Origin of the sequence: Paracoccus alkanivorans (assembly GCF_003697785.1) — a bacterium.
In the GTDB taxonomy this organism is placed as follows: Bacteria; Pseudomonadota; Alphaproteobacteria; order Rhodobacterales; family Rhodobacteraceae; genus Paracoccus; species Paracoccus alkanivorans.
In genome coordinates this window covers 423,786-449,900 of the sequence record NZ_QOKZ01000004.1, presented here as the reverse complement: position 1 = coordinate 449,900, position 26,115 = coordinate 423,786, and the positions used below count along the sequence as shown (strand labels likewise).

At 60.2% G+C, this 26,115-nt stretch carries 25 protein-coding genes and 1 pseudogene; 16 read left to right on the top strand and 10 right to left on the bottom strand.

All coding sequences use genetic code 11. The annotated features are described in order from the left end of the window. Both C9E81_RS13345 and C9E81_RS23320 read left to right on the top strand, forming a co-directional pair. A partial coding sequence (locus C9E81_RS13345; protein ID WP_122112832.1) for a hypothetical protein occupies nt 1–253 on the top strand: 253 nt, incomplete at its 5' end. 204 nt (nt 254–457) lie between these two features. Beyond that, nucleotides 458–758, top strand: a pseudogene (locus tag C9E81_RS23320) (IS5/IS1182 family transposase); the annotation flags it as partial. 67 nt (nt 759–825) lie between these two features. On the opposite strand, the gene C9E81_RS13340 reads toward C9E81_RS23320, so the two are convergent. The 3 genes from C9E81_RS13340 to C9E81_RS13330 form a co-directional block, all read right to left on the bottom strand. Next, a complete protein-coding gene (locus C9E81_RS13340) occupies nt 826–2,238 on the bottom strand; it encodes a serine hydrolase domain-containing protein (protein WP_243698644.1) in 1,413 nt (470 codons plus the stop codon). A 252-nt stretch (nt 2,239–2,490) separates the two neighbouring features. After that, the gene (locus C9E81_RS13335) at nt 2,491–3,726 is read right to left on the bottom strand and encodes an MFS transporter (RefSeq protein ID WP_122112831.1); all 1,236 of its coding nucleotides are present in this window, start codon (nt 3,724–3,726) and stop codon (nt 2,491–2,493) included. A gap of 1 nt (nt 3,727) precedes the next feature. Then, entirely contained in the window at nt 3,728–5,242 is a 1,515-nt protein-coding gene (locus tag C9E81_RS13330) for an FAD-dependent oxidoreductase (protein ID WP_122112830.1), read from the bottom strand. Between the two features lie 61 nt (nt 5,243–5,303). Here C9E81_RS13330 and C9E81_RS13325 point away from each other — a divergent pair, with 61 nt between their 5' ends. Then, the gene (locus C9E81_RS13325) at nt 5,304–5,783 is read left to right on the top strand and encodes a MarR family winged helix-turn-helix transcriptional regulator (protein WP_243698643.1); all 480 of its coding nucleotides are present in this window, start codon (nt 5,304–5,306) and stop codon (nt 5,781–5,783) included. A gap of 92 nt (nt 5,784–5,875) precedes the next feature. Here the strand turns inward: C9E81_RS13325 and C9E81_RS13320 are convergent, their stop codons facing one another. Next, the gene (locus C9E81_RS13320) at nt 5,876–6,523 is read right to left on the bottom strand and encodes an SDR family oxidoreductase (protein ID WP_279432715.1); all 648 of its coding nucleotides are present in this window, start codon (nt 6,521–6,523) and stop codon (nt 5,876–5,878) included. A 328-nt stretch (nt 6,524–6,851) separates the two neighbouring features. Between C9E81_RS13320 and C9E81_RS13315 the strand changes: the two genes are divergently transcribed. Continuing rightward, entirely contained in the window at nt 6,852–7,781 is a 930-nt protein-coding gene (locus tag C9E81_RS13315) for an AraC family transcriptional regulator (RefSeq protein ID WP_122112828.1), read from the top strand. Between the two features lie 528 nt (nt 7,782–8,309). Here the strand turns inward: C9E81_RS13315 and C9E81_RS13305 are convergent. Further along, nucleotides 8,310–9,206 carry a LysR family transcriptional regulator gene (locus tag C9E81_RS13305; protein ID WP_122112826.1) on the bottom strand — a complete coding sequence of 299 codons (897 nt, stop codon included), beginning with the start codon at nt 9,204–9,206 and terminating at the stop codon, nt 8,310–8,312. Between C9E81_RS13305 and C9E81_RS13300 the strand changes: the two genes are divergently transcribed. From C9E81_RS13300 to C9E81_RS13290, 3 genes are all read left to right on the top strand, one after another. After that, nucleotides 9,194–9,739, top strand: coding sequence for a RidA family protein (locus C9E81_RS13300; protein WP_243698642.1), 546 nt, complete (start codon nt 9,194–9,196; stop codon nt 9,737–9,739). The two genes, C9E81_RS13305 and C9E81_RS13300, sit on opposite strands and share 13 nt — an antisense overlap. Next, nucleotides 9,729–9,947, top strand: a complete 219-nt coding sequence (locus tag C9E81_RS13295) for a hypothetical protein (protein WP_122112825.1) — start codon at nt 9,729–9,731, stop codon at nt 9,945–9,947. The genes C9E81_RS13300 and C9E81_RS13295 overlap by 11 nt, the downstream gene beginning before the upstream one ends. A 344-nt stretch (nt 9,948–10,291) precedes the next feature. Next, nucleotides 10,292–11,329: an AraC family transcriptional regulator gene (locus C9E81_RS13290; RefSeq protein ID WP_208021170.1), complete on the top strand. Its 1,038-nt coding sequence runs from the start codon at nt 10,292–10,294 to the stop codon at nt 11,327–11,329. A gap of 76 nt (nt 11,330–11,405) precedes the next feature. On the opposite strand, the gene C9E81_RS22695 is transcribed toward C9E81_RS13290, so the two are convergent. Further along, a complete protein-coding gene (locus C9E81_RS22695; protein WP_147457596.1) occupies nt 11,406–11,744 on the bottom strand; it encodes a type 2 periplasmic-binding domain-containing protein in 339 nt (112 codons plus the stop codon). Between the two features lie 583 nt (nt 11,745–12,327). On the opposite strand from C9E81_RS22695, the gene C9E81_RS13285 reads away from it, so the two are divergent. After that, nucleotides 12,328–13,287, top strand: a complete 960-nt coding sequence (locus C9E81_RS13285; RefSeq protein WP_122112823.1) for an alpha/beta hydrolase family protein — start codon at nt 12,328–12,330, stop codon at nt 13,285–13,287. 2 nt (nt 13,288–13,289) lie between these two features. On the opposite strand, the gene C9E81_RS13280 is transcribed toward C9E81_RS13285, so the two are convergent. Continuing rightward, a complete protein-coding gene (locus tag C9E81_RS13280; protein ID WP_122112822.1) occupies nt 13,290–13,562 on the bottom strand; it encodes an ester cyclase in 273 nt (90 codons plus the stop codon). A 325-nt stretch (nt 13,563–13,887) separates the two neighbouring features. Between C9E81_RS13280 and C9E81_RS13275 the strand changes: the two genes are divergently transcribed. Continuing rightward, entirely contained in the window at nt 13,888–14,346 is a 459-nt protein-coding gene (locus C9E81_RS13275; RefSeq protein ID WP_122112821.1) for a (2Fe-2S)-binding protein, read from the top strand. Continuing rightward, nucleotides 14,343–16,646, top strand: a complete 2,304-nt coding sequence (locus C9E81_RS13270; protein WP_122112820.1) for a xanthine dehydrogenase family protein molybdopterin-binding subunit — start codon at nt 14,343–14,345, stop codon at nt 16,644–16,646. The genes C9E81_RS13275 and C9E81_RS13270 overlap by 4 nt, the downstream gene beginning before the upstream one ends. A gap of 175 nt (nt 16,647–16,821) precedes the next feature. On the opposite strand, the gene C9E81_RS13265 is transcribed toward C9E81_RS13270, so the two are convergent. Continuing rightward, the gene (locus tag C9E81_RS13265; protein WP_122112819.1) at nt 16,822–17,415 is read right to left on the bottom strand and encodes a TetR/AcrR family transcriptional regulator; all 594 of its coding nucleotides are present in this window, start codon (nt 17,413–17,415) and stop codon (nt 16,822–16,824) included. 121 nt (nt 17,416–17,536) lie between these two features. Between C9E81_RS13265 and C9E81_RS13260 the strand changes: the two genes are divergently transcribed. Continuing rightward, complete coding sequence (locus C9E81_RS13260; protein WP_208021169.1) at nt 17,537–17,929, top strand: hypothetical protein; 393 nt, start codon at nt 17,537–17,539, stop codon at nt 17,927–17,929. Between the two features lie 286 nt (nt 17,930–18,215). On the opposite strand, the gene C9E81_RS13255 is transcribed toward C9E81_RS13260, so the two are convergent. Together C9E81_RS13255 and C9E81_RS13250 are read right to left on the bottom strand one after the other, a co-directional pair. After that, a complete protein-coding gene (locus C9E81_RS13255) occupies nt 18,216–19,211 on the bottom strand; it encodes a serine hydrolase domain-containing protein (protein WP_122112818.1) in 996 nt (331 codons plus the stop codon). Nucleotides 19,212–19,395: 184 nt separating this feature from the next. After that, nucleotides 19,396–19,965, bottom strand: a complete 570-nt coding sequence (locus C9E81_RS13250; RefSeq protein ID WP_243698641.1) for a TetR/AcrR family transcriptional regulator — start codon at nt 19,963–19,965, stop codon at nt 19,396–19,398. Between the two features lie 149 nt (nt 19,966–20,114). Between C9E81_RS13250 and C9E81_RS13245 the strand changes: the two genes are divergently transcribed. From C9E81_RS13245 to C9E81_RS13225, 5 genes are all read left to right on the top strand, one after another. Then, nucleotides 20,115–20,612 (top strand): (2Fe-2S)-binding protein, encoded by a 498-nt coding sequence (locus C9E81_RS13245; protein WP_122112817.1) that lies wholly within the window; start codon nt 20,115–20,117, stop codon nt 20,610–20,612. Continuing rightward, nucleotides 20,609–21,664, top strand: a complete 1,056-nt coding sequence (locus C9E81_RS13240) for an FAD binding domain-containing protein (RefSeq protein WP_122112816.1) — start codon at nt 20,609–20,611, stop codon at nt 21,662–21,664. Before C9E81_RS13245 ends, C9E81_RS13240 begins: the two co-directional genes overlap by 4 nt. Beyond that, nucleotides 21,657–23,903, top strand: coding sequence for a xanthine dehydrogenase family protein molybdopterin-binding subunit (locus tag C9E81_RS13235; RefSeq protein ID WP_122112815.1), 2,247 nt, complete (start codon nt 21,657–21,659; stop codon nt 23,901–23,903). The genes C9E81_RS13240 and C9E81_RS13235 overlap by 8 nt, the downstream gene beginning before the upstream one ends. A 362-nt stretch (nt 23,904–24,265) precedes the next feature. Continuing rightward, the gene (locus C9E81_RS13230) at nt 24,266–25,105 is read left to right on the top strand and encodes an arsenate reductase/protein-tyrosine-phosphatase family protein (protein WP_122112814.1); all 840 of its coding nucleotides are present in this window, start codon (nt 24,266–24,268) and stop codon (nt 25,103–25,105) included. Next, the gene (locus C9E81_RS13225; RefSeq protein WP_122112813.1) at nt 25,102–26,103 is read left to right on the top strand and encodes an ArsJ-associated glyceraldehyde-3-phosphate dehydrogenase; all 1,002 of its coding nucleotides are present in this window, start codon (nt 25,102–25,104) and stop codon (nt 26,101–26,103) included. Before C9E81_RS13230 ends, C9E81_RS13225 begins: the two co-directional genes overlap by 4 nt. Nucleotides 26,104–26,115 lie beyond the last annotated feature (12 nt).

Genomic DNA, 26,115 nt, shown 5'->3' with positions numbered 1-26,115 from the left:
AGCCTTCTGGACATGGACCGTCGTCACCGGTCTGATTGTCAATGTCACAACCAGTGCACTGTTCCTGACGATGATCACGCTTGACCGGCCGCTTATCACGCTGATGTTCGGTTACGCGGTATCGGTACCCTACAATATCGTTGCTGTCGTCGGTGTCTGGCGCTCTGCTGCACATTACGAGGGCCCAGCTTCCCATGCCGACCTCGCTCGCGGGGCAAGCCTGATATTCATGGCCTTCCTGACAATACTCTGATTGTTCGTGAAGGCCAGATACGAGCTTTCGAAGAAATATGGCCGGTTGGCGGGCCATCCCGACCATTCACTCGGGTGACTGGAATTCGGTTGCGCTGATCGGGGCAGGTCGGGCGGTCGGCCGATGCGTGGAGCTCTCATCGTGCGCAGCGGGGCGATTGTGGGAGCGAGCGGCAGAGGCTTTCGCACATTTACTCAAGCCGATGGCGGTCATGCCCATACTTCGCCGTGCAAGAATGCCAAACCTTGGGGCCAACAACTGCGGGAGCCCGCGCCCGTGCGATGAAATCCTCCGGGCAGTCGAATATCCCGGTCCCGTGATCTGGCGGCGATGGCGCCAATATCACCGCCGAAGCCGCATAGATACGAAGGTGCGCTGTGTAAAATGTCTGGAGCAGAGCATGATGACACGGACCTTCGACCGGCAAGGCGCGGAGCCGCAAACCCACTGCGCCGTCGTGAACCGTTACACGGCTCTTGGCGGGTGGATTACAATGGCCGTAGGGCAGGCTTGTCCGGGGAAAGGGAAACTATACCCAAAGCACCATTTGCACAGCAAAGCCGCGTGGATTCTCAAAACCGCTGCGCTACCCCATCGACCTTGTCAATCGCCCTGACCACAGTCTCCACCAATGCCTGGGGCTTGTATCCGTGCTTGGCCGGGGTGAGCCCCATGCGCAGGATGACAAGTCGGCGCGAGGGAATAACGGTCATCGTCTGCCCGTCATGGCCCAGCAGCCAGTAGGCGTCCTCTGGTATCTCGTAATCCGCGTCAGGATCCGCGTCCTGTGACTGGCCGGTGCGAGGGCCGTGCAGCCAGAGATGCCGGCCATATTCGCCACCGGATGCCAATGTCGGTGTCCGCATCCAGTCGACCCAGCCTGCCGGCAGGATGCGCTCGCCCTTCCATATGCCGTCATCGAGAAGGAATTGCCCGAACCGGGCCCAATCCCGGGCCGAGGCATAGAGATAGGATGATCCCGCAAAGGTTCCCCTGGCATCGGTCTCCAGGACAGCGGTCGACATGCCGAGCGGGCCGAACAGCGCCTTGCCGGGCCAGCCAAGGGCGTCACCGGGATCATCGAAGGTGTTTTGCCAGATGCGCGACAGAAGAACGCTGGTGCCGCTTGAGTAGCTGAACATTTCCCCCGGCGCCGCGACCAGGGGTTTGCCCGCCGGAACGGAGGTCATATCAGGCTCCAGGTAGAGCATGCGCGTGACGTCGGTGACGGAGCCATAATCCTCGTTGAACGCCAGGCCGCTTTCCATCCCGAGCAGATCAGCGATTGTGATACTGGCGCGATCATCGTCCTGCCATTGCGGCAACAGGTTATCATCCTCGACAGAAAGCCTGCCCTCGCGAACCAATGTGCCGATAAGGGCCGCAGTCACCGTCTTGGTCATCGACCAGCCGAGCAGGGGTTGATCAACATGTCCTTCCGTTCCGTAACGTTCGCCAATGATGTGTCCGTTCCGGAGCACCACGACGGCACGCATGCCCGGACCAGTGAGCTTTGCATCGTCCAACGCGGCCGACAATGCCGGATTTTCCGGGTGGATTATCGGCAGGTCATCAGGAAATATTTCCGGGCTATCCGAAGCGTCATTTCCAGCCGCCAGCGCATGGGATGCGGCGGAGAGATTGCCGTCTGGTACCGCAGCACAGCCGGTTCCGTCACGCTCCAGCGCAAGCCCATCGCCAAACAAGCCGAGCAGTTCGGCATGCACTGTACCGTTCGATTCATCGACATCTACCCGTATCAGGCGCAAAAGGGGATGGCCCGGTGCCTGGACATCCCTGGCCAGCACCGCGTCGGGCGCGCGCGCCGCGATGAACATGTTTGAGCAGACGATCTTGGCGGCATAGTTCGATCCGACACGGATGAGATCGGGAGGTGCGACATGGAGCCACGCGAACAATCCGACCATGAACACTAAGCAAATGCCCAGAAACCATTTCACAATGCTCAAAATTTTCCGTGTCACGAATCTCTCCAGATATGCGGTCATCATTAGCTTCTCGCTGCCCGACAGGACAAGGCTGCTCCCGGATATCCATCATCATCATGATTTCTACATGACGGATGTGCATTTCAAAGAAATCGGATTCTGGGGCTGGCTTTCCCGGCACGGTGGCAGGTGACGTGACGCGGAACCTCGGGCAGGCCTTCAGTGTGACCGATCCGGTTTCGGAGCCTGCCCCGCGGTTTCCGCCGCCCAGCAGGATCGCGTCGGGGCCTACATGTCACACCTCGGCGTCTCCGCTCTGATGTGGAGCAGTGTCGCGGCAATGACCGCTCCTGTGGCGGCCACAGCGACTGCGGCGCCAATCCATATACCATACAGCGCATATCCGAGGATAAAGCCCGCAAGAACCGGGGAAACGATGTCAGCCACTGCGGTCAGGGATTGAGCGGCGCCAAGAACGATTCCCTGCCGTTGCGGCGGAACAAGTGTTGACAATGCCGCAAGATAGGTCGGTTTTGCGAGCGCATCCCCGGTGCTGACGCACAGAACCGCGAGAGCCAGCGCCGGGATTGTCGTGGCGAGACCGGCGGTCACGAAGCCGAGGCAGATGAACGTGAAGATCAGCAGGATCATGCTGCGTTCCGTCAGGTATCTCCCAAGCCAGCCCAGCATGAAAATCTGGACAAGGATGTTGATCGCGCCATCGGCCATGATGAGGTAGCTGAACTCCTTCGCTCCGAATGCATGGCCGTTCCAGACGAAGGTCTCGCCCAGGAAAACCGGCAATTGCGAGATATACATCCCGTAGGCGAAGACGTGGCAGAGCATTACGGCCACGAGGATTCCAATCGCCGGAGACGCCACAATCGCGCGAAACGAGGCGGTTTCGGCCTGAGAATGATGCCCGATGCCACCTGCGGCCCGTTCGTCGTCCAGCCGGAGTTCCGTGATAACCGCCGAAGCAATCACCAGGCCGAGTGCGGCAAGGACCGGCGCGTTCAAGGAGGTATGGGACAGCAACCCCGAAAGCCCCGCCCCCACGATTCCGCCCAGGCCTGCGCCAGCCATGAGGAACCCCATGGCCTGCCTTCGGTTTCCGGCATGCGTATGATCCGCAACATAGGCTGCGGTCACGGAAACATTACCCGCGGTCAGACCGAACATGATCCGGGCAAGCAGTATGAAGGCGACGCCGGGGGCGAATGCGAGTAACACAAGGCTCACTGCCGCAATGACCTGACTCATCATCAGAACGCGCCTGCGGCCGAAGCGGTCCGAAAGCAGGCCAAGAACGGGGGCGGAGGCGAACTGTCCGATGGCTTCCGCCGTGATGACGATGCCGATGACGAGCGGGGAGCCGCCCATGGACTGGATGAGAAAGGGCAGAACCGGCAGGATGGCTGCGGCGCCTGCAGAATAGGTGCAGACGATCAAGAAGACCGGCAGGATGCGCCGCCGGTCGAGAGCTATTCCCGCTGCATCCTCCGTTGAACGATCGACCTTCAATTTACGGCCTCCGGACAGGGAGGAGGCCCATGCGGTCCAGATAGGCGTCGATCTTTCCCGCCTTCACCGCATCGGGGGTCAGGATGGCGGCAATATATCCGTCCGGGCGAACAAGCACGCAATCGCCCGGCTTCAGCCCATAAGCGTCGCCGATATGATGCCAGGCATCGATGATCTCGCCATGTGGACCGATATGATGAATGCGCAACCCCGCACGGGGGATGAAGGGATTTAGGTCGACGTCATGGACAAGCAGCGTCCAATCCGGCCCCCGAAACAATTGGAACAGCCGTGACCTCTGGCCTGCAGCCCCCTTGAACGGAGCATCCGGAGCCCGGTCGCCAGCCCGCAGGCCTCCGTTGCGCTCGGACGGCAGCAGGCAGAGCGGCGAAGCCGGATACCCGATATCGAGCTGCTGCACCTCCCGCCCTCGGCGCATCTCGCCCCGTTTTCCGGCGTCGAGCAACCGGGTCGAGAGCCCGAGCATGACCTCGGCCACGGGGCGGCGCTCCAACTCGTAGCTGTCGAGAAGTTCCCCGCTCGCACCGCCGATCACGGCGGCAAGCTTCCAGCCCAGATTGTAGGCGTCTTGCACGCTGGTATTCAGGCCCTGCCCGCCTGTCGGCGGATGGATATGGGCTGCATCGCCGACAAGGAATACCCGGCCGGCCCGGTAGCGGTCGGCGAGCCGGGCGTTCATCGCATAGGCCGATGCCCAGGACACCGAATGCACCTGAATGTTTTTACGGCCCGTCCGCTCGCCGATCATCCTCCCGAGACCGTCTGCCGAAAGATCGAATTCGCCTTCAAGTGGAATGGGCGCCTGAATCTGAAAGAGATCGGTTCCGGCAAGCGGACAGATGGCGACCATTCGCTCCATGTCGCCGCCGTTGAATTGATGCCACCTATCGCGGTCCAGCCCGCTTAGCACGACATCCGCCACCATTGCGCGCATGCCCAAGGTCTTGCCCGGAAAACCGATGCCGAGCGCTCCCCGCACGAAGCTGCGTCCACCATCCGCTCCTATCAGATAGCGGGTGCGAATGGTCTGCTCGCCACCAGGTCCGGCCAAGCGTGCCGTAACGCCGCCCCCGCCTTGCTCGAAGTCGGTCAATTCGTATCCGAACTGGACCCGGTGGCCGAGTTCGAACAGCCGTTCCCGCATGATTCGCTCGGTAAGGAATTGCGGCAGCATCAACGGGATGTGGTACGGCTCCGCCGGTGTCGGGTCGAGCTGCTCGACAGCATGTCTTTCGGAAGAGCTGCCGTCATCGCGATACTCATGCAAAGGCGGATAGAGCCCGCCGGTGGCAACGACCCTGTCGAGAATACCGAGATCCTCGAAAATCTCCTGTGTCCTGGGCTGAATTCCCTTGCCCCGCGAGCCGGGGAAAGGCTGGTCCATCTTATCGAACAACCGGAAAGACACCCCGCGCCGCGCAAGCTCGATCGCCAATGTCAGGCCAGCCGCTCCTGCGCCGCAGATGAGCACATCTGCCGCAAAATCGTTTGTCATGTTCGTCTCCATGTGTGTAATATGCACATAAAAAGGGGTTGACATGTCGTCAAGAAAAAATGTGCAAATTGCACATATAGAGAGGCAGCAGATCCGCGAACTCCACGGATCGCTGATCGATATCGTAAGCCTGATGAACCGGCCTCAGCGCGACGAGCAAATGGTAAAGGAAGCCGGAATCGCACTCGACCGTGCCTTGTTCCCCTTGCTGGTCGGGATCGAGCGGCTTGGCCCGATTGGCATAGTGGAACTCGCCGACCGGGTCGGCCGCGATTACACCACGGTCAGCCGCCAGGTGGCCAAGCTGGAAAGTCTCGGCCTGGCGGAACGCAGGCAAAGTGCGGCCGACCGCCGCGTGAACGAGGCGGTGGTGACGTCGAAGGGCAAGGCAATGACCGACAAGATAGACGCGGCGCGAGAACGAGTTGCGATGGCAGCATTTGCAAGCTGGGACCCGCGCGAGATCGATGAACTTGTGCGGCTGATGCGCAAATTTGCAGACACGATGGGTGACGAGCCGGATGGGACGACAGAGTCCTGAAGGGCCGACGCTGCGCCGGCAGTTGTCAGGTCCGCGACCCGTTGGAGTGCAAGGCCCATGCTTTGTCGCTACAGCATAGGCGAGCGTTTCGCTCAGTGGGTGCCAAGCATTTCGACTGCCTTGTCGAAGTTCCCGTTTCGCTCTGCCCAGCGCAGGAAACAGACCCGCTGGACCAGGATTTCCCTGGGCGTCGATTGCTGCAGGAACAGCATCATCGTCTCGTCGATAAAGGCACCCAGGGGCATATAGCCTTCGCGCGTGGATTGACCGGGTATGAACTCGGTCTGCACCGCGGGTGGCGCAAGCTCGATGACCTCAACTTTTCCCTTGAGCTGTTCTCGCAGCGAGACCGTGTAGGAATGGATCGCGGCCTTGGTGGTATTGTAGGTCGGCGTGCTGCTCATCGGCACGAAGGCAAGGCCTGAGCTCACATTAACGATGGTTGCATCGGGCTGGCTGATGAGATGACTGATCAGTTCGTTCGTCAGCCGGATCGGTGCCAGAAGATTAATCGCGATAGTTTGCTCCGCCTCATCCAGGTCGCGCTTACTTGTCAGCTCCTCGCGACGCATGATGCCGGCATCGTTGATCAGCACGTTCAGTTCCGGGTGTTTGGCAATCATGCGGACGGTGAATGCCCCGATCTGGTTGCGATCGTTAACGTCGACCGTCACTGCGTGTATGTCGTGGCGGCCGGCGATAGTTTCCTCCAGCGCCTCCATGTGCCGGCCTGCGACGATTACGGTGTTTTCGAGTGCGTTGAAACACTACGCAAATTTTCGGCCGATCCCGGAGCCGCCGCCGGTTATGAGAATTGTGTTATCCGTCGTCTTCACTTTGAGCTTCGCCAGTTCCTGCTGCTGGAGGCTGCCTCCCCCGCGTGTCTGTCAGCTTGATGCGGGCATCCGAAAGCAAGAGGGCCCGCATCCACATTGTGAGGATTTTTCTACAGCGAGGGCGCACAAAAAGGCTTGCCACGATCTGCACAAAACTTGCCTGATCCTGCACAGACGGTGAAACTCCCCCGCTGGCGTGCTACATTCAGGCCGAAAGACGGGAGCAAGCGATATGAATGCGCTCAAGCAAGCTGTCCACAATTATGCGCAGCGCCACGCGAATCGCGATGGCCTTGCCCTCACTCCGGTGCCGGGACTGCGGATGATGTGCGTTGAAGAACCTGCCGGTGACTTGCACACCATCTACCGGCCGCTTGTCTGCTTTGTGCTTCAGGGCGCGAAGCGCATGATAGTTGGAAGTGAGGAACGCGTATTCCGCGGCGGACAATCTGTCATCGTGGCGGCTGACATGCCTGTCGTCGGACGGATCGTCGAGGCCAGTCAAGAGAAGCCATATCTTGCGGTCGCCGTGGAACTGGAGATGGCGCTGCTACGAGAGGTCGCGACACAAATCGGCGATACCTCCACATCACGTTCATCGCGAATGCCAACGCTGTTTGCCGATGATACCGAAGGAGCATTGCTCGATTGCGTGTCACGCCTGATGCAATTTCTGGACCGGCCGGACGCAGCGCCTATTCTGCGGCCCGGCATTATGCAGGAACTGCATTACTGGCTCCTGTTGGGTCCGCATGGGCGCGCGTTACGGAGGCTTGCAGATCCTGACAGCTACGCTGGCCGCCTGGCTTCGGCCATCGCGATTCTCAGGGCGGAGTATCGCTCACGCCTGCCTGTAGAACGGCTCGCAGCGGCAGCGGCAATGAGCCTGACCGCATTTCACAAGCACTTCAAGTTGATGACTTCGCTGACGCCGGGGCAATACCAGAAGCGATTGCGTCTTATCGAAGCACGGCGCCTCATGCTTGACGAAGGCTTCTCGGCAAGCAACGCAGCGTTCGAGGTGGGATATGAGAGCGTTTCCCAATTTACGCGCGAGTATGGTCGGCTTTTCAACGCACCGCCAAAGCGGGACACCCTGCGGATGCGTCGCATTCGGGTTATCGAACATAGACCGGAAATCCGGGCGGATGTGCTCGCATAGTCAGCAACGATTCCGAACGATCGCCATCCGAGTGATCTATAGGGAACATGGTTTGGTTTTCCATGGGCAGGTGCGCAACGGATAAAGGTGACGCCGAGTTGGGGATGCGAGACAGGCAGAAGCGATCGATGCATGCCATCGCGACGGAGGCCGTTATAGGCGTCGAAATTCTGTATGGGCATTTCCCACAGCGCTTCGACCTCATCAAGGCGATCATCCGGCACAAAGTTGGTGCTTGCGTGGATTGTGCTTCAACTGCGGTCAAAGCGCGCGAGCCGGGGCAAGGTGCTGGCGATGTGGGTTCAGAAACTTGTGGAACTTGCCAGGACCAGGCGCGGTTTGGCCCAACGCTCCACTCGGGAGATACGGCTTGCCAATCGCTTCTCGATTACGTTTTCATCTGCCTAGCGCCAGCTGCCAATTCCAGTCTGCCGAAGACTGCCTTGCAGTTTGTGTTTCCGTCTACGCGGCATCCGTTCTGAATATCCGAACATATTCCTAAGATGCGCCGCCTATCGAGTCCCAAGGCTATTTCCTTCGCAGTTCCTTGACAACATCAAGAAAGGCCCGAAGCGCCGGTGGAACGGTCCGGTGCCCGGGATAGTAGATCGCGACTTCTTCCGGGGCGTGCATCCACTCGGCCAGAACCTTGCGCAGCCGGCCATCGGACAAGGCCAATTCGGCGGCCCAATCGGCCACATAGGTGATACCCAGACCTTTTATTGCCGCGTCGACCATCAGTTCCTCGTCATCCAGGACGACAGGGCCGTTTGTGCCGATCACCAGTTCCTGACCGGCGCGTTCGAACTCCCATCGGTACAGTTTGCCACTGGGCATGCGATGACCGATGCAATGATGGCGTTGCAGTTCGTCGGGCGTTTCCGGCTCGCCGAAACGATCGAGATAGGTGGGCGATGCAACACAGACGAAGGCCAGCGGGCGTCCCAGCGGCACGGTGGTCATGTCCTTCGGGATCGACTCGAAGAGACGCAGGCCGGCATCGAATCCACAGGAAACGATATCTATGAGCTGCCCTTCGACGACGATATCCACGGTTACGTCCGGATGGCGTTCCGCCATCTGCGGAAGAATTTCGCGAACGAGAAACCCGGCTGCCAGTCGCGGTGCATTGATGCGGACCGTTCCTGCGACATTGCCCCGGAACCCTGCGACGCTGTCGAGCGCTTCGTCGAGCGATACGAGTGCCGGCTGAAGGCGGTCGAGCAGCCGGAAGCCGGCTTCTGTTGGCGAGACGCTTCTTGTGGTGCGGTTCAGAAGACGCACGCCCATACGTTCCTCGAGCGCGCGCATAGCGTGGCTCAATGTGGAAGGCGCCATGCCGATCTCATCCGCTGCTCGACGGAAGCTGCGATGCGTGGCAACAGCCACGAAGGCGGTCAGATCATTGAGTGATGGCCGAGGCATTGATGGGGATTTTGCATCACCTCATGCCGGTTTCAATGGCTAATATGCATATTCCCGATGCCCTATCTCCTGCCTCGTATCAGCCTATGCAAAGACAGAAGGAGTCCGAGATGCCTACACGTGACGCCATTTTCCCGGCCAACCGTCATGCCTTGTACGATGTTCACCGATATTCCGCAGCCATTCGCTCGGGCGATCTCCTCTTCGTGTCGGGTCAGGTTGGAAGCCGTGAGGACGGTTCGCCTGAGCCTGTATTCGAGGATCAGGTTCGGCGGGCCTTCGCGAATCTGCGTGACGTCCTGGCTGCTGCGGGATGCAGTTTCGACGATGTTGTCGACGTAACCACCTTCCACACCAGCCCGGACGAACAGTTTGAGACTGTGCAGGCTGTCCGGACGGAGGAAATTGGTGAACCTCCTTATCCGAACTGGACAGCTGTAGGCGTCAATTGGCTTGCCGGTTTCGATTTCGAGATCAAGGTTATTGCACGTATCCCTCAAGCGGACGGCAGGCAGGCAGTGGATGAGCTCTGATCCTCACCCTGCCGATTGCTGCGGCATCCAATATATAGCCAAGAACCTCGGGCTGCGTTGGATTACTGTGAATATTGTGGCACCCGGCACCATCCAGACCGACGCCAGCGGCGAAGTGGTGTGCGACATGACGGCGCTCGGCCGCGCGGGCCAGCCCGGTGATATTGGCCCAATGATCGCCCCCCCGCTTGCGGAAAAACCATCGTAAAGGCAATGCCCGGTGGATCGAGGTGACGAGGGATGTCGATCCAGGTTCGTCGACTATATCGATGAGGGACAGGCAATCCGGATTACACATGCGGTAGCTATATTCGCGCGGATCGCTGGCGTGAATCGCGACTCATCTGGCGCATTTTGCTATTCCTTCGTCTATGTTTCCGGCTAAGCTGGATGCGATTGCTTCCATGAAGAATGCGGCGACAGATCGAATTATATGTGGTTGTCGGCTTCATCCAATCCCGTTGAAGTGCGATGCGGGCGATAATCGGACTATCGAACTCGCCGAAAGGGAAAGCGCTGACCATGAACCGGGCTCCGGCAGATCGATGCAAGATGCCCCAGGCGTTCTGGAGGGCTTTCTCGGAGGCAGGGCTGAAGCCGTCCGTCATTCTGCGTCAAGCGCGTTTGCCGGCGATGCTCCATCTGAATCCTCATGCGGTTTTGTCCACGGCGCAAATCTTTGCGATCTACAAGGCAGTCGAGGTCCTTGCCGACGATCCCGGCTTTGCCATCAGGTTCGTCAAGGCATTTGACCGTTCCGGACATCAACCTGCATTTTTGGCGGCGTGTTACGCCGCCGACTACCGCGATGCACTGGGTCGCATAGAGCGCTTCAAACGGCTCAGCCCGTGCGAAAGGTTCCTCATTGCCGAACGGGACGGCGAGTTCGCTCTTTCAAAGGAGTGGCCATATTCACCGGAGCCGGAGCCCGCGATCTCCATCGACACCTCGTTCGCCTTCGTCATCGAACTCGGACGCAAAGGCACCGGTCAGCATATCACGCCCATCCGCATCGATTTCGCTCGGCCTGGTCCAGGCTGTGAGGATCATGACACGTATTTCGGATGTCCGATCCGGTATGGAGCGCCCAGGAACCTGCTCGTATTGAGATCCGCTGATCTTGACCGCCCCTTTCCGGGCCGGAACGAGGAGTTCCTCGACCTGCTGACACCGGCACTGGCTGCTGCGCGAAGGGATTTGGACGATGAGAGCACGATCTCCGAGCAGGTAAAGAACATCCTCAAGCTGAACCTCGCAAGCGGTCGGCCGGAGCTGGGCGACGTCGCCCGCGACCTCGGTACAAGCGAGCGAACATTGCAGCGCCGTATCGCCGAAGAGGGCACGACATTCAGAGCACTTCTTTCTGACGCGCGCTTGGAATTGGGAGAGCAGTTGCTATCCGATCCGTTGATTGCCATCGATGAGGTTGCCATCCTCCTGGGGTATCAGGACACAAGTTCATTTTACCGTGCCTTCAAGGACCGGCAGGGGGTGACACCGTACAATTGGCGGGAGCAGAACGGTTTCCGAGCGCGCAGACTGACTCGCCTCCGTATCGGCATCATCGAGCGTGAGGTCTGCCGCGAGTGAAGCCATGTCGAATGACCAGGCTTTTGCGCAGGTATGATGACTGGACCGCATTGACAGCCAATTGCAGTCAGGCATGTCAGGAGGTGGATTTTCGCGACTTCCGATGCCACGCATTGTGATTCAGACCTAAGTCGATAAACGCGCGCAGTGGGTTGGGGGCGAAGCGATTCGGGTAATAAAGCCTCGGACCACCTTGTTCGGGCCACCAGTCTGGAAGAACCGGGACGAGCGTTTCGCGATTGAAATCATCGTCGAGCCAGTTGTGAAATGCACCGATGATCCCGAGCCTGCAGCGGGCGAATAGAAGCCCCGTATTCAATGCATTCACCCCGATAAGCAAGCGGGTTTCCGGTTCCACAAAAACCGTTTCAGCATCCCTTTCCAGTGTCCAAGGCAGGAACTTGCCTCCGGACAAGCGATATCGGATCACATCGTGGAGCGTAAGCTCTGATGGGGCTACGACCAGCTTCGCCGCTCAGGATACTCGGGCGAAGCAGTAAGCGCGATCTGTTGGATGCATGGGCCGATGGGAATGGAGATCATGTCCTTTTCCCGGAACGCTCCATAGCGCTTAACCTTCTTCGGCAGAAACGTCAGACCGGTTGGCGTGGTCTGCAATCAGGTTGGCGCGATACGCGAATGCAGAGGTGACGCCCGGATCGTAAATTGATCAGGCGACGCACGAAACCTGCGCCTGGACGAGTGGAAAGGGCGTCCGTGTGTCGGGCTCCGACGGGCCTGGTTCAACGCGGTCGCAATGTGGCGCCCCGAACCGGCAAGCTGAGGGGCCGATCCCGATGATGCCAGGCGTTTGACAGGAGATGGAAATGCAAAGCGACCCCGGCGTCCAACATATTGCTGAGGCCGACAGGCCCATCCAACCGGTGCTAACTCGGCGAGCAACACTTGCTCTCGGCGTGTCTCTTGTGACCGCCGCATATGCAGACGCTCGCATGAATCCACTTTTTGCTACAAATCGAGAAGGCAAGGACCACCCTATGAACAATCCAATCAATACAGCCGAATATATTCCCACAATCGCGCCGACCCCATACATCTCCGTCAGCCCCATTGTCTTGTCGGTGCCTGGGCGCCAGGTGGATTTGCAGCTGAAAGTCTCCGCGCCGATCAGTGGAAGCGAGTTGCCGATCATCCTCCTCTCGCATGGCCACGGACAATCGACCTATCTTAACTCGCTGCGCGGCTATGGCCCGCTCGCCGAATTCTACGCTGCACGCGGTTTTGCCGTCATCCAGCCCACGCATCAGGACTCGAAGGCCCTCGGGCTCGACCCGAATGGCCCGGAGGGCGCTTTGTTCTGGCGATCCCGCGCGCAGGACATGCGTTTTATCCTCGACCATCTGGAGGAGATCGAGGCAGCCTTTCCCGGATTGGGGGAACGCCTGGATCGGAGCCGTGTCGCCGCTGCCGGACATTCGATGGGTGGCCATACGGTAGGCATGCTCGCCGGCATGCGCGTGACAGATCCCGTAGACGGCAAGGAATGGAACCTGACCGATCCCCGGGTCAAGGCAGGCGTCTTGCTTACGCCGCCCGGTAACGGCGCCGATCTCGCGTCCTTCGCGTCCGAGCACTATCCGGTGCTGCGGAATAACAGCTTTGCCGAGATGACGACGCCGGCACTCGTGGTCGTTGGCGATCAGGACCAGAGTCCTCAGTTTTCGGATCGTCCAGACTGGCGCGCCGATGCCTACAATCTCAGCCCGGGGCCGAAGAGCCTGTTGACAATGTTCGGCGCGAAACACGGACTTGGGGGCGTGTCCGGCTACGATGTGCGCGAGACTCAGGACGAGGATCCAGAGCGGCTTGGGGTGGTGCAGCGGATCACCTGGGCATACCTGCGCTCTGTGCTGTATCCTGGAGACCCTGCGTGGGACAAGGCGTCCGCGGCGCTGTCAAGCAGACCCGGCCCGCAGGGAAAAATTCAATCAAAGTAAGGTCAACCATGTGTGCCGCTTATGGTTTTTCGGGTCGTGACCTTGTCTCCTTCGGCGATCTGTTCGTGAATCGTGACCGACAGACCGGTCAAAGCCGGCCGCAAGACGTTCTCGAATGTGTTCCACATGCTTTCCGGCCCGTTCGGCGCGCTCCGCGGAGCGGACCGATTGACGAAATCCGGATCGATCAACGCGCCAAATGACCCTCGATTTGCTTTTTCGATGACTTCTTCATTGAACTGTCTCGCAACGGCCTTGATGGCGTCGGATGACATCATGCACTCCTGTTTCAGGCTCTGACGATCAATATATACAGTTATACTGTATATATTGACGATTTGGGCGCGCTGAATGACGCTTTCACATGGTCCGATGCGCTTACCTGCTCTCTTGAAACGGTGAGGTTCACAGGCTCACTCAGCCAGTTCGAGAACGCGGCAACTGGACAATCCGGATTCCCGAAGGCAGGCTGCCCGCATGACGAGTGAAGCGGCGGCACGTCACAGATGGAACTGACGTGCCTGTTACCCCCCTTGAACCGTTGGTGACGCAGAAACCTGCGTCCCGGCTTTGGCAGGCACCGCATCAGGAGTTAGGATAATGGTGGAATTTAACGTCAATGGGACGAAGCATAGCTTTGACGGCGATCCCGAAACACCGCTGCTGTGGTATTTACGCGATCTGGCAGGGATGCCCGGAACCAAATTCGGTTGTGGTTTGGGTCTTTGCGGTGCATGCACCGTGCATCTGGATGGTGTGGCGGCCCGCTCTTGTCAGACATGGGTCAGCGATCTTGACGGGGTGGAGGTCACGACGATCGAGGGCCTGTCGGAAGATGGAAACCATCCAGTTCAAGTCGCGTGGCGCGAATTGAACGTGGCGCAATGCGGCTATTGTCAGCCGGGGCAGATCATGCAGGCGGCCTCGCTCTTGTCCGAGACGCCCGATCCCAGTGATGACGACATAAATGCATCCATGAGCGGCAATATCTGCCGTTGCGGCACCTATCCACGGATCCGCGCGGCGATCAAACTTGCGGCGGAGAGGGCGGGACAATGAATACCTATGTCACTCAAAGCAAACCGGTGCGAGGGGCAGTAACAAATGTCAGTCGCCGCGGTGTATTGCTTGGCCTCGCCGCCGGAACATTTGCGCTTTCCGTTCAATTGCCGCTGCCCGCATCGGCGGAGGAAAAGCTCTATGGAGGGGCGGGAATGCCCGGGGGGATCAAGGATGATCCCCGGATCTTCCTGACCATCGAAGAGGACGGCACCGTCCGGCTGCTGTGCAACCGTGCCGAGATGGGACAGGGTGTTCGCACCGGTTGGGCCACGGTCATCGCCGACGAATTGGAAGCCGACTTGGCGCGGATCAGGGTCGAACAGGCGCCGGGAAATGAGGCGCTTTACGGCAATCAGAATACCGATGGCTCGCGCAGCATGCGTCATCATTTCCAGCCGTTGCGCCGGATTGGGGCGGCGGCCCGGGCCATGTTGGAGCAGGAAGCGGCCGCACGTTGGGACGTGCCGGTGGAAGAGGTGCGGGCCTCCGGGCATAAGGTGACGCATGCCAACAGCGACCGCAGTTTCGGTTTCGGCGAACTGGCGCTCGCGGCGGCGGAACGCGATGTTCCGGCGACCGCAGAACTTGTGTTCAAGGCGCCGGAGGATTTTCAGCATATCGGCAAGGAAAACATCAATAACGTCGATAATCTGGACATCACGACTGGCAAGCCGATCTACGGAATCGACAAGCAGCTTGACGGGCTGGTCTATGCAGTTATCGCCCGTCCGCCTGTCTATGGCGGCAAGGTCAAGAGCTTTGACGATGCCGAAGCACGCAAAGTGCCGGGTGTGATCGAGATTCTAGAGATCGATACGCCGGATATTCCCTCGGCCTTCCTGCCGCTTGGCGGCATTGCCGTGGTCGCGGAAAACACCTTTGCCGCGAACAAGGCGCGCCTGCTTCTGGAAATCGAATGGGATGCCGGCGGCAATCAGGGCTACGATTCCACCGAATACCGGAAAACGCTGGAGGCCGCCGCGGAGCAGCCGGGCGAGGTCATGCGGAATGACGGCGATGTGGATGCGGCTCTTGCCGAGGCGGCCAATCGCATTTCGGCGTCATATTATCTGCCCCATCTTGCCCATGCCTCGATGGAGCCGCCTTCCGCAACGGCCCGTTTCGCGGATGGAAAATGCGAGGTCTGGACCAGCGTTCAGGCCCCAGAGGCGCTGCGCGAAGATCTGATCAAGCGTTTCGAGCTTGCGCCGGAAAACGCTGTTATCCATTCGATGCTGCTGGGTGGCGGCTTTGGGCGCAAATCCAAACCGGATTATGCCAGTGAGGCGGCGATCATCTCGAAGGCGCTCGATGGCCGACCGGTCAAGCTGACCTTCACGCGTGAAGATGACATCCAGCATGATTTCTTCCATGCGGTTTCGGTGGAGCGCCTTGAAGGCGGGCTGGATGAAAACGGCAAGACGGTGGCCTGGCTGCATCGCACCGTGGCACCGAGTATCGGCTCGACATTCGCGCCGGATGTCGTCCATCAGTCACCGTTCGAGCTGGGGATGGGGGCGGTGGACAATCCCTTCGACATCCCGAATCTGCGTGTCGAGAACCCGGAGGCTGCAGCGCATACCCGCATCGGGTGGTTCAGGTCGGTCTATAACATCCCGCACGCATTTGCGGTGCAGAGTTTCGCGGCTGAACTCGCTGCGGCCGCAGGCAGGGATCACAGGGAATATCTTCTGGAGCTGCTGGGACCGGATCGCAAGATCAGCCGCGCAGCGATGAACGACACTGCGGTTTATGGTGAGGATCCGGAACTTTATCCGTATGATACGGCACGGCTTCGCAAGGTGATCGAAGCTGCGACCGAGGCAGCCGGATGGGGCCGTGATCTGCCCGAGGGCAAGGGGCTGGGACTGGCGGCGCATCATAGTTTCGTCAGCTATACCGCGGTTGTCGTTGAGGTTGATGTCAAGGACGGGGCACTGACCTTTCCGCGCGTCGATATCGCATTCGACTGCGGGGCGGTCATCTCACCGGATCGTGTGCGCGCGCAATTGGAGGGGGCTGTTGTCCAGGGCGTGAGCCTCGCTACGCTTGGCGAGATCTCGTTCAAGGACGGAGTTCCCGAGCAGTCGAATTTCGATGGTTTCGAACTTACCCGTATCGACGCGTCACCGGTTGAAATCCATACGCATCTGGTTCCATCGCTTGACTATGACTCGCCCCTGGGTGGTGTCGGAGAACCCGGCTTGCCTCCGGTCGCTCCGGCGATCACGAATGCGATCTTTGCTGCGACCGGCAAGCGAATCCGCGCGCTGCCTATCCGCGATCAGTTTGTCTGATCTGAAAGGCTGCGGGTAAGGGATAATGGTTGCGGAAAGGGGCAATTCCTTTTCCGCAACCGTCTTACCGTCCAACTGCGATACTCTGCGAGGCAAGAACCTCTCGCAGTCCGTGATAAGATGATTGACGGCTTGGGACGGTCCTGGAGGCTGTCAATGAATGCCCGGTGTAATCTTAGCCTACCAATCCTTCGCGCAAGGCTGCGAGTGCTGCCTCAACTGCATTCTCACCCACCTTCTCTGGCATGAGCAGGCCGTCGAGCTGTAGCATGGTCAGGCCGTGTAACTGTGCCCAGCAGGCGGTTGCCTGTCCCTGAACGGGACGCTTGCGAACAAGACCTGCCGCCTGCCCACGCTCAAGAAAGTCAATTACTACCCTGGAGGCTCCAAGAGCGCGCGGCTCCAGATGCAGCTTTGCTGTATCTGCGATGGCCCCGCCAAACATCAGCCGATATAGCGCGGGGTTATTCTGTCCGAAGGTCAGATAAGCGTGAGATATGGCGGTGAATTCCGCCAGCAAGTCATCGGGTGCCGCGACCTGGGCGGCGAGCAGGGCTTCTTGCAGCCGCTCAAAGCCAATCAGCGCGATCTCGGAGAGGAGCGCCGCCTTGTCCGGGAAATGCTTGTAAGGAGCGGCATGACTGACACCCGCACGACGAGCGACTTCGCGTAGTGTGAACTGCCACCCGCCATCCTCTTTCAACATCCGTAATGTGGTGTCGATGATGACACGTCTGAGATCGCCATGATGATAGGAGCGTTCGGTCATCTTGATCACACCCTGGATAGGCCCCCATCCTTTTCGTGAGGATTTATGTTGACATTGCCTACATCTGCCCCCATGTCAACGCCCTGAAGTTGACAATGTCTACATAAGTTTGGAGATAAAGATGAAAACCTTCCCCTCAATCACCCTCGCCGCCGCACTGCTGACATTCGCGCCTGCCGCTATTGCCGACACGCTGGTATTGGACAGGCCTCTTGCAGGAGGAACCTTGCAAGGCAATGATGTCGATATGTCTGTCTATTTTTCTCCTGCGGCTGACAACCATTCTGAAATCGTTGCTATATATGTCGATGACGCGGCTCCGGACCAGCAACGCCTGATAACCATGTCGATGTCGGATGGCGACGAGGTGCATTTTTCCCTGCCGGGTCATCCCGAGACTCTTTATGTTTTCTCCCGCGTGGGAGGGGTCATCACGATCGAGGATCAGCTTGCCGGTTCAATAAACCGGACCTCTCAACAAAGGGGCACAAGCATGGACCAGCACCAAATCTGAGATGTCATAGCGACAGAAAAAAGAAGGATCCAGCAACAGACTTCTGCCAAGGTAGTGCCAGGAATGGCGAAAACTGTTTCATGGTTTCCTGGGAAAGAGGCCCGGTAAATTCCGGAGGCCGGTTTGGTCGGTAGATTACGCGCCTCTTTCCTGTATCTGGATGGGATCCGCAAGATTGGCCGGTTTGTGGTGAAGGGCGAAGCGGTTCACGCATCGTCCCGGTCCGTCGGAAATGCAGCCCGCGGTTCCGACTGAGGCCGTGAAGAAGAAAAATCGAGCGTCATGGTCATGCGGCTTCTGCGAAGGTGAGGACTGGCCCGTCGAGAAGCCCGATCAGATCACCGAAATACCCGCCTGAACGAGCGGGGCGATTGGGGTCCGAAGTAATGGCAACGGCAAGGCCGCGATCACGATGGGCCGCAATGATCTGGCCGCCATATCCTCTTGCCAGAACATAGCCGGATCGGGTCAGGAACCAGCCATAGCCGTAACCCATGCCCGAATAGGGTGATCGGCCCCGGCTTGTGGTCGACAACCTGACCCATTCGGCCGGTATGATCCGGGTTCCTCGAAAGCTGCCATCGTCGCGCATCAGCAAAGCGAGCGAGAGCATTGCGCGCGGCGTGAGCGCCATTTCATTGCCTCCCAGGTAATATCCCTGGGGATCCCGCACCCAGGGCGGTATCTCGAAACCCATCGGGTCGCCCAGACGCTCCCTTGCCAGCGAAAGCAGGCTCTGCCCGGAGGCTTCCGCTATCGCGGCCCCGAGGATATGGGTGCTGCCGGTCGAATATATTATGCGGCTGCCCGGCTCGGCGATCATGGGCCGTCTCAGCGCGTCTGCGACCCAGTTGCCAGAGGCGATCCAACCCCCATATCGGCTTCCGGAAGTGCCCTCCAGCCCGGCCTGAAGCGTAACCAGATTTTCCATCGTGATATCGGCCGCGCCCCTGGTCGCGTCGTCGGGAAGAAGAGAGGGGGCGACGTCAGCAAGACGGGCAGAGAGCGATGGAATCTCGCCCCGTGCGATGCATGTGCCCAAGAGCAATGCGACGATACTCTTCGAGCAGGATTTGATATTGGCTGACTCTTCCAGCCCCGATCCCCGGACAGCACGCGAATAAACGAGATCGTTGCCGCGTTGGACCTGTATCGAGTGCAGTTGTTCTGACCACTCGAAGGCACTGTCCAGAGCCGATGCGCTCTGACCTCGAGCCGGGCGAACGAATGGTGCGGCGATGCCTGCGGCGGCAAGCGCGGTGAAGCTGCGGCGTGTGAACATGGATTCCGGACTTATGTATGGGCGATATCTCAAGGGAAGAAGATAGCCACGCTGCGGATGCAATCCAAGATGCTGACCCGGCTGCATGCACCTTTACCGGGCGGTTGCAGTCAGGATTGCCGCCTGGAACCGCAGGGCGACAATGCCGCCGGTTGCCGTCTCGATATGTCGGAGCACCGTAATCTTACCGCTTAAGCCCCTCAACGAAGATATCGAGCAGATGCAGGACCTGTGCACGCCAGTCGGGGCCGGGTTCACGAGCGTAGCACAGGGCGTATACGACTTGCAGCAATTCTTCGGCGGTCACGTCCTCGCGGGCATGGCCGGCATCGGCTGCTTTCTGCAGCAGGCGGTTTACCGCGGAGATGATGCGGGCGGAAAGCTCGGCATATGCCTGTTTCGATTCCTCTGCCATAACCATTGAAAGCGCGCCGAGCATACCGCGCTTGGTCTCGACCAGCACAACATACTCATGTAGCCAGCCGCGCAAGGCGGCCACCGGTTCGGGCCCGTCAGCCAGTCCCTCGGCAGTCTCGACAAGCAGCTCCAACTCCCTGCGGAAGACCGCATGAAACAGCGCCTCGCGGCTTGGGAAATGCCGGTAAAGCGTTCCGATCCCTACGCCGGCTTGCCGTGCCACTGCCTCCAGGCTGGCATCCGGACCGCCCTTGCCAAGCACATCCTTTGCCGCCTCGATCAGGCGATCGTGGTTTCTCAATGCGTCCGAGCGCGGTTTGCGTTTGCGGTCTTTCACCGAATTATTCACTCCTCCTTGAAAAACGGAGGTACCCTCCGTATAGTAAGGGTGTAGCATTGAACTGCACCTGCTGCCGACCATACCGACTTCTTCGACCGGGCGCGAGCGCCCGACATCCAGCACATCGCCAGATAACGGGAGGACGCATGTCAATCTCCATCACCCTTACACTCAATGGGGCTGCTCGCGATATCGCGCTTGACGATACGCGCGTGACCCTTCTCGATCTGCTCCGGGAGCGTCTCGCCTTGCCCGGAACCAAGAAAGGTTGCGACCGTGGGCAATGCGGGGCCTGCACGGTGCTTGTGAACGGGCGGCGGCTGAACTCTTGCCTGACGCTCGCCGTAACGCTGGACGGCGCCGAGATCACAACAATCGAGGGCCTCGCGGAAGGCGACGAGCTGCATCCAGTCCAGTCGGCCTTCATCGAGAATGACGGCTTCCAATGCGGCTACTGCACCCCGGGGCAAATCATGAGTGCCGTTGGCCTTATCGCCGAGGGTCACGCGGGAGAGGATCTCGAACGTATCCGGGAAGGGATGAGCGGCAATCTCTGCCGATGTGCCGCCTATCACGGCATCACGCTTGCGGTTCGCGAAGCAACGCGCCGGATGGCCGAGGACAAGAAGGGGCAAGCGGCATGAACCGTTTCGATTTCATTCAACCCATCACGATAGAAGACGCCATCGCAGCGTGGAGACCCGGAGCGGCATGGCTTGGCGGCGGCACGAATCTTGTGGATCTGATGAAAACCGGCGCGCTGCAACCCGAGTTGGTGATCGACATCACGCATCTGCCCGGGCTTGGGACTATCGAGACTCTGCCGGATGGCTCCACGCGGATAGGCGCATTGGCGAACAATAGCGATCTTGCGCATGATCCCGGGATATCGCGACGCTTCCCGATGTTGGCCGAGGCGATTCTGTCCGGCGCCTCCGGTCAGCTCCGCAATGCGGCAACGGTTGGGGGAAACCTGATGCAGCGGACCCGCTGTGCCTATTTCCAGGACCCGAACGCTGCTTGCAACCGGCGCGTGCCGGGTTTGGGTTGCGATGCGCGCGAGGGCGAGAATGCCAATCTGGCGATACTGGGGTGGAGCGCTTCCTGTATCGCAACGAATCCCTCGGATTTCTGTGTTTCCCTTGCCGCTCTTGATGCCGTGGTTGAAGTGCAGGGTCCGGCAGGCAGGCGCGAGATCGCCTTCACCGACTTTCATCATCTGCCCGGTGACACGCCGGAGCGCGAGAATGCGCTGAAACCCGGGGAGTTGATTCTGGCGCTGCGCCTCCCCGCGGAAGCGGCGCAATTCGCTACTAATTCGCGCTATCTCAAGCTGCGCGACCGGACATCCTTCGCCTTTGCCATCGCCTCTGCCGCGGCTGCGCTGCGGCTGGAAAGCGGGCGCATTGCAGAGGCGAGGCTGGCTCTTGGCGCTGTCGCCGCCAAACCCTGGCGCGTGACCGAGGCCGAAACACTGCTGACCGGGCATATTCCCGATCCCGCGCTTTTCGAACGCGCCGCCGATGCCGCCCTTGCCGGTGCTGCGCCGTCCGGTGGCAATGCCTGGAAGATAGACCTCGCCCGGCGCACCGCTGCCCGTGCGCTGGTCATGGCCGCGGCGGGCACACCGGCGCGGATGCCTGCGCTTCCCGCGTCTCCATTCGGCGAACTAACCGGAGAACCCACCCATGCCTGATATTCTCTCCCGACCCTTCCGCTTCGGTTCCAACTCGGGTCAGCCCATCACCCGTCGAGACGGCATCGCCAAGGTGACCGGCACCGCTATCTTTGCCGCGGATAATATGCCCGACAGGTTGCTGCATGCCGTCATCGTACCTGCAGGCATAGCTCGGGGGCGTGTCACCCATCTCGATGCTGAGGCGGCAGAAGCGCATCCCGGCGTCACGCATGTGATCACGCCACAGAACCGCCCGCCGTTACAGGGTGATCCATCCGCAAAAACCATGATGTTCTCGTTTCGCATCGAAGTGCTGCAAGACGATGCTGTCCGTTATGCTGGACAGCCCATCGCGATGGTGCTTGGCGAAACGCTGGAAGCGGCTACGGAAGGCGCCCACCTATTGAGCCCGCGTTATGACGTGGAACCGGCGCGCGTCCGGCTTGACGATAGTCCCTCCTTTGCCTTCGATCCGGCGGGCTTCGGTTTGCCTGCCGATGTCGAGCATGGCGATGTCGATGCAGGGCACAGAGCTGCCAGGTGGGTGGTTGACGCGACCTATGAAACTGCGGCGCAGTATCACAACGCGATGGAAACCCATGCCATCGTCGCCGAGTGGGACGGCGACCGGCTTACGCTCGACATGCCCAGTCAGGCACTCGCCATCTCTTGTGCTGCCTATGCGTTTTACTTCGGCATCCCTGCCGGGAACGTGACCTTGAGAAGCCCTTATCTAGGCGGGGGCTTTGGCTCGAAGGCCTTCGCGACGGGGCCACAGGTGCTGGCGATCCTCGCGGCGCGCATGACAGGGCGGCCGGTCAAGCTGATGCTGACGCGGCAGCAAATGTTCGGTCCTGTCGGCCATCGCGGCGCAACTCGCCAGCGCCTGCGTCTTGGCGCGGATGACCGCGCGGCCCTAACAGTCATCGATCACGAGGGGCTGGCGGAGACATCCAGTTTCGACGATTTCGTCGAGCCTGCGGCGGGGGCTTCGCAGGGCTTGTATGCTGCCCGGGCGCTGCGCTCCACCCATCGGGCGGTGCGTCTCGACATCGGAACGCCCGGTCCGATGCGTGCGCCGGGGGAGGCGTCTGGTTCGGCGGCGCTCGAATGCGCCATGGACGAGATGGCCGAGCAAATCGGGATCGACCCGCTCGAATTTCGCCTGCGCAATTACGCCGAAACCGAACCGGGAACCGGCCGGCCCTATTCCTCGAAGGCGCTGCGCGAGTGCTACATGCAGGCAGCCGAGCGCTTTGGCTGGGCCGGAAGGCCCCTGAAGCCGGGACAGATGCGTGACGATAACGGGTTGCTTGTCGGTTGGGGTATGGGCACGGCGCTTTTCCCTTGCCCGATGTTTGCCGCCGAGGCCCGCGCCACGCTGCGCCCCGACGGCACGGCCCTGGTCGAGACCTCGGCCGCCGACATGGGGCAGGGCGCCTGGACCGCGCTGGCCCAGATCGCGGCGGACAGCCTGGGTCTGCCGCTGGAAAAGCTGGAGTTTCGATCCGGTCATTCCGGGCTGCCCGATGCTGGTGTAGCGGGAGGTTCGGGTCACACCGCGACAGCGGGAGGTGCACTGCATGCGGCGGGCAGCGACGTGATTCGGCAATTGGGAGAAATCGCGGCGGCGGATCCCGCTTCGCCGCTATATGGCTCGGGCAATGCCGGTTTCGTGGCGCGGGATGGACGGCTTTACGTCGCGGATGACGATAGCCGGAGCGAGGCTTTCGCCGAAATCATCGGCCGCGCCGGCGGGGCCGCGATTACCGGGAACGGCACCGCCTCGCGTCCGCCCGAGGATGCCGAGCGGCACGCCATGAGTTCGCATGGGGCGGTCTTTGCCGAGGTGAAGGTGGACCCCGATCTGTACCAGATGCGGGTGACGCGGATGGTAGGCGCCTTTGCGGCGGGAAGGATCATCAACCCCCGGCTGGCGGAAAGCCAGCTCATGGGCGGGATGATCTGGGGCATCTCCTTCGCTTTGCATGAAGAAGCCAGGCACGATCCCCGGACCGGCCGGATCGTGAACGCGGATTTCGCCGGTTACCATGTGCCCGTGAATGCGGATGTGCGAGGACTCGAGGTCATCACCGTTCACGAGGACGACCCTTACGTGAATGCGCTTGGGATCAAGGGCGTGGGCGAGATCGGTATAACCGGTGCCGTGGGCGCGATCGCGAATGCCATCTGGCACGCCACCGGCAAGCGCATCCGGCGTTTTCCGATCCGTATCGAGGATCTGTCGACGGCATGAGAATGATTGCCCCTGTCCCGCGACAATGCGGGGCAGGGGCATGTATCGACTCGCATGCTCACGCCATTGGGGCAGGCAAGCCCAAATCCGGCATCACCACTTGGGAAGCGCGGCCCAGGATTAACGATGAAACCCCGCCTTTATCCTGACATAAAGCTCGCGACATCATCAGCAACCTCCCCAAAAGCTTACTGAAACATTGCGCTCGGCAGCCCTGGCTGCGCCAGATCTGTTTCAGAGCCAGTCTTGATGAGGGGAGTCCCCGTCACTTACCAGCCCGTCGCGCCGATGAACCGGGTTTATCAAGGGAACGTAGAGCAGATAACATTTGCCATTCTTAAAATATCTAATATTCTCGAAATATGGATACGAATCATATAACGCAACTCGCCTCGCTCGCCCATCCGCAACGGCTGGCATTGTTCCGCCTGCTGGTGCGGCGCTATCCCGACCAGGTTTCGGCGGGTGAACTGGCCGATGCTATCGACGCGCGCCAGAATACCCTGTCATCTTATCTGAACTCGCTTCGTTCCGCCGGATTGATTGCCCAGACCCGCGAAGGCCGCTCGCTGCTTTACCGCGCGGATATGGAGCAATCCGCGGCGCTGGTCGGCTATCTTGTTGCCGATTGCTGCCGTGGCCGTCCTGATCTTTGCCCGCCACTTGTCCAGCCTACCCCTTCCGGAGAAAAACCCATGTCCGATCGGAAATACAATGTCCTGTTCATTTGCACAGGAAACTCCGCCCGCTCGATCTTTGGAGAATCGATCCTGCGCTTCGAGGCCGGGGATCGTTTCAATGCCTATTCCGCCGGGACCTATCCCTATTCGGAACTGAACCCGTTCGCTGTCGAGATGTTGGCACACAAGGGGCATGACATCAGCGCTCTGCGGGCCAAGAATATCGCCGAGTTCCAGACCCCCGACGCACCCGAGATGGATTTCGTCTTCACCGTCTGCGATCGCGCCGCGAACGAGGAATGCCCGGCATGGGCCGGCCAGCCCATCAGCGCGCATTGGGGGATGCCCGATCCGGTGAAGGCCGAGGGCACCGAGGCCGAAAGGAAGCTGGCCTTCCAGCAGGCCTATGCCGGTTTGCGCAACCGTATCCTTGCCTTTACCGCGCTGCCGCTGGAAAGCCTTGATCGCATTTCCCTGCAGCATCATGTGGACGACATCGCCCGCGATATGGAGTCGCAATGACCATCACCTATGCGCTGAACGGGCTTGGCCGGATCGGCAAGCTGGCGCTGCGGCCGCTGCTGGAAAGCGGCGCCGAAATCGCCTGGATCAACGATGCGGCGGGCGATCCAGAGATGCACGCCCATCTGCTGGAATTCGACAGCGTGCATGGCCGTTGGCCTGCCGAGTTCACCCATGACGCGGACAGTATCGGCGTCAATGGCACCCGCCTGCCGGTGCATAACGCGAAGCGGATCGAGGATCTGCCATTGGACGGAGTCGATGTGGTGATTGACTGCACCGGGGTGTTCAAAAGCGAGGCGAAGCTCGCCCCCTATTTCGCCGCCGGGGTCAGGAAAGTGGTCGTCAGCGCGCCGGTGAAGGATGGTCCGGCCGCGAATATCGTTTATGGGGTCAATCACGAAGCCTACGACCCCGCCCGGCATGACATCGTAACAGCGGCAAGCTGCACGACGAACTGCCTTGCCCCGGTGGTCAAGGTCATCCATGAAGGGCTTGGCATCCGCCACGGTTCGATCACCACGATCCATGACGTGACCAATACCCAGACCATCGTGGACCGCCCCGCAAAGGATCTGCGCCGCGCCCGTTCTGCCCTCAACTCGCTGATCCCGACCACGACCGGCTCGGCTACGGCGATCACCCTGATCTATCCCGAGCTCAAGGGGCGGTTGAACGGTCATGCGGTACGCGTGCCGCTGCTCAATGCCTCGCTGACCGATTGCGTGTTCGAGGTGGCCCGCGAGACCAGCGTGGGCGAGGTCAACGCGATGCTGCGCGCCGCCGCCGAGGGACCGCTGCAAGGCATCCTTGGCTTCGAGGACCGCCCGCTGGTCTCGGCCGATTACGTGAATGACACAAGATCAAGCATTGTGGACGGTCCATCGACGATGGTTGTCGCGGGCACGCAGGTCAAGATTTACGCGTGGTATGACAACGAGATGGGCTATGCCCACCGGCTGATCGACGTCGCGCGCATGGTCGGGGCGTCGCTGTGACCGCCGCGGCCC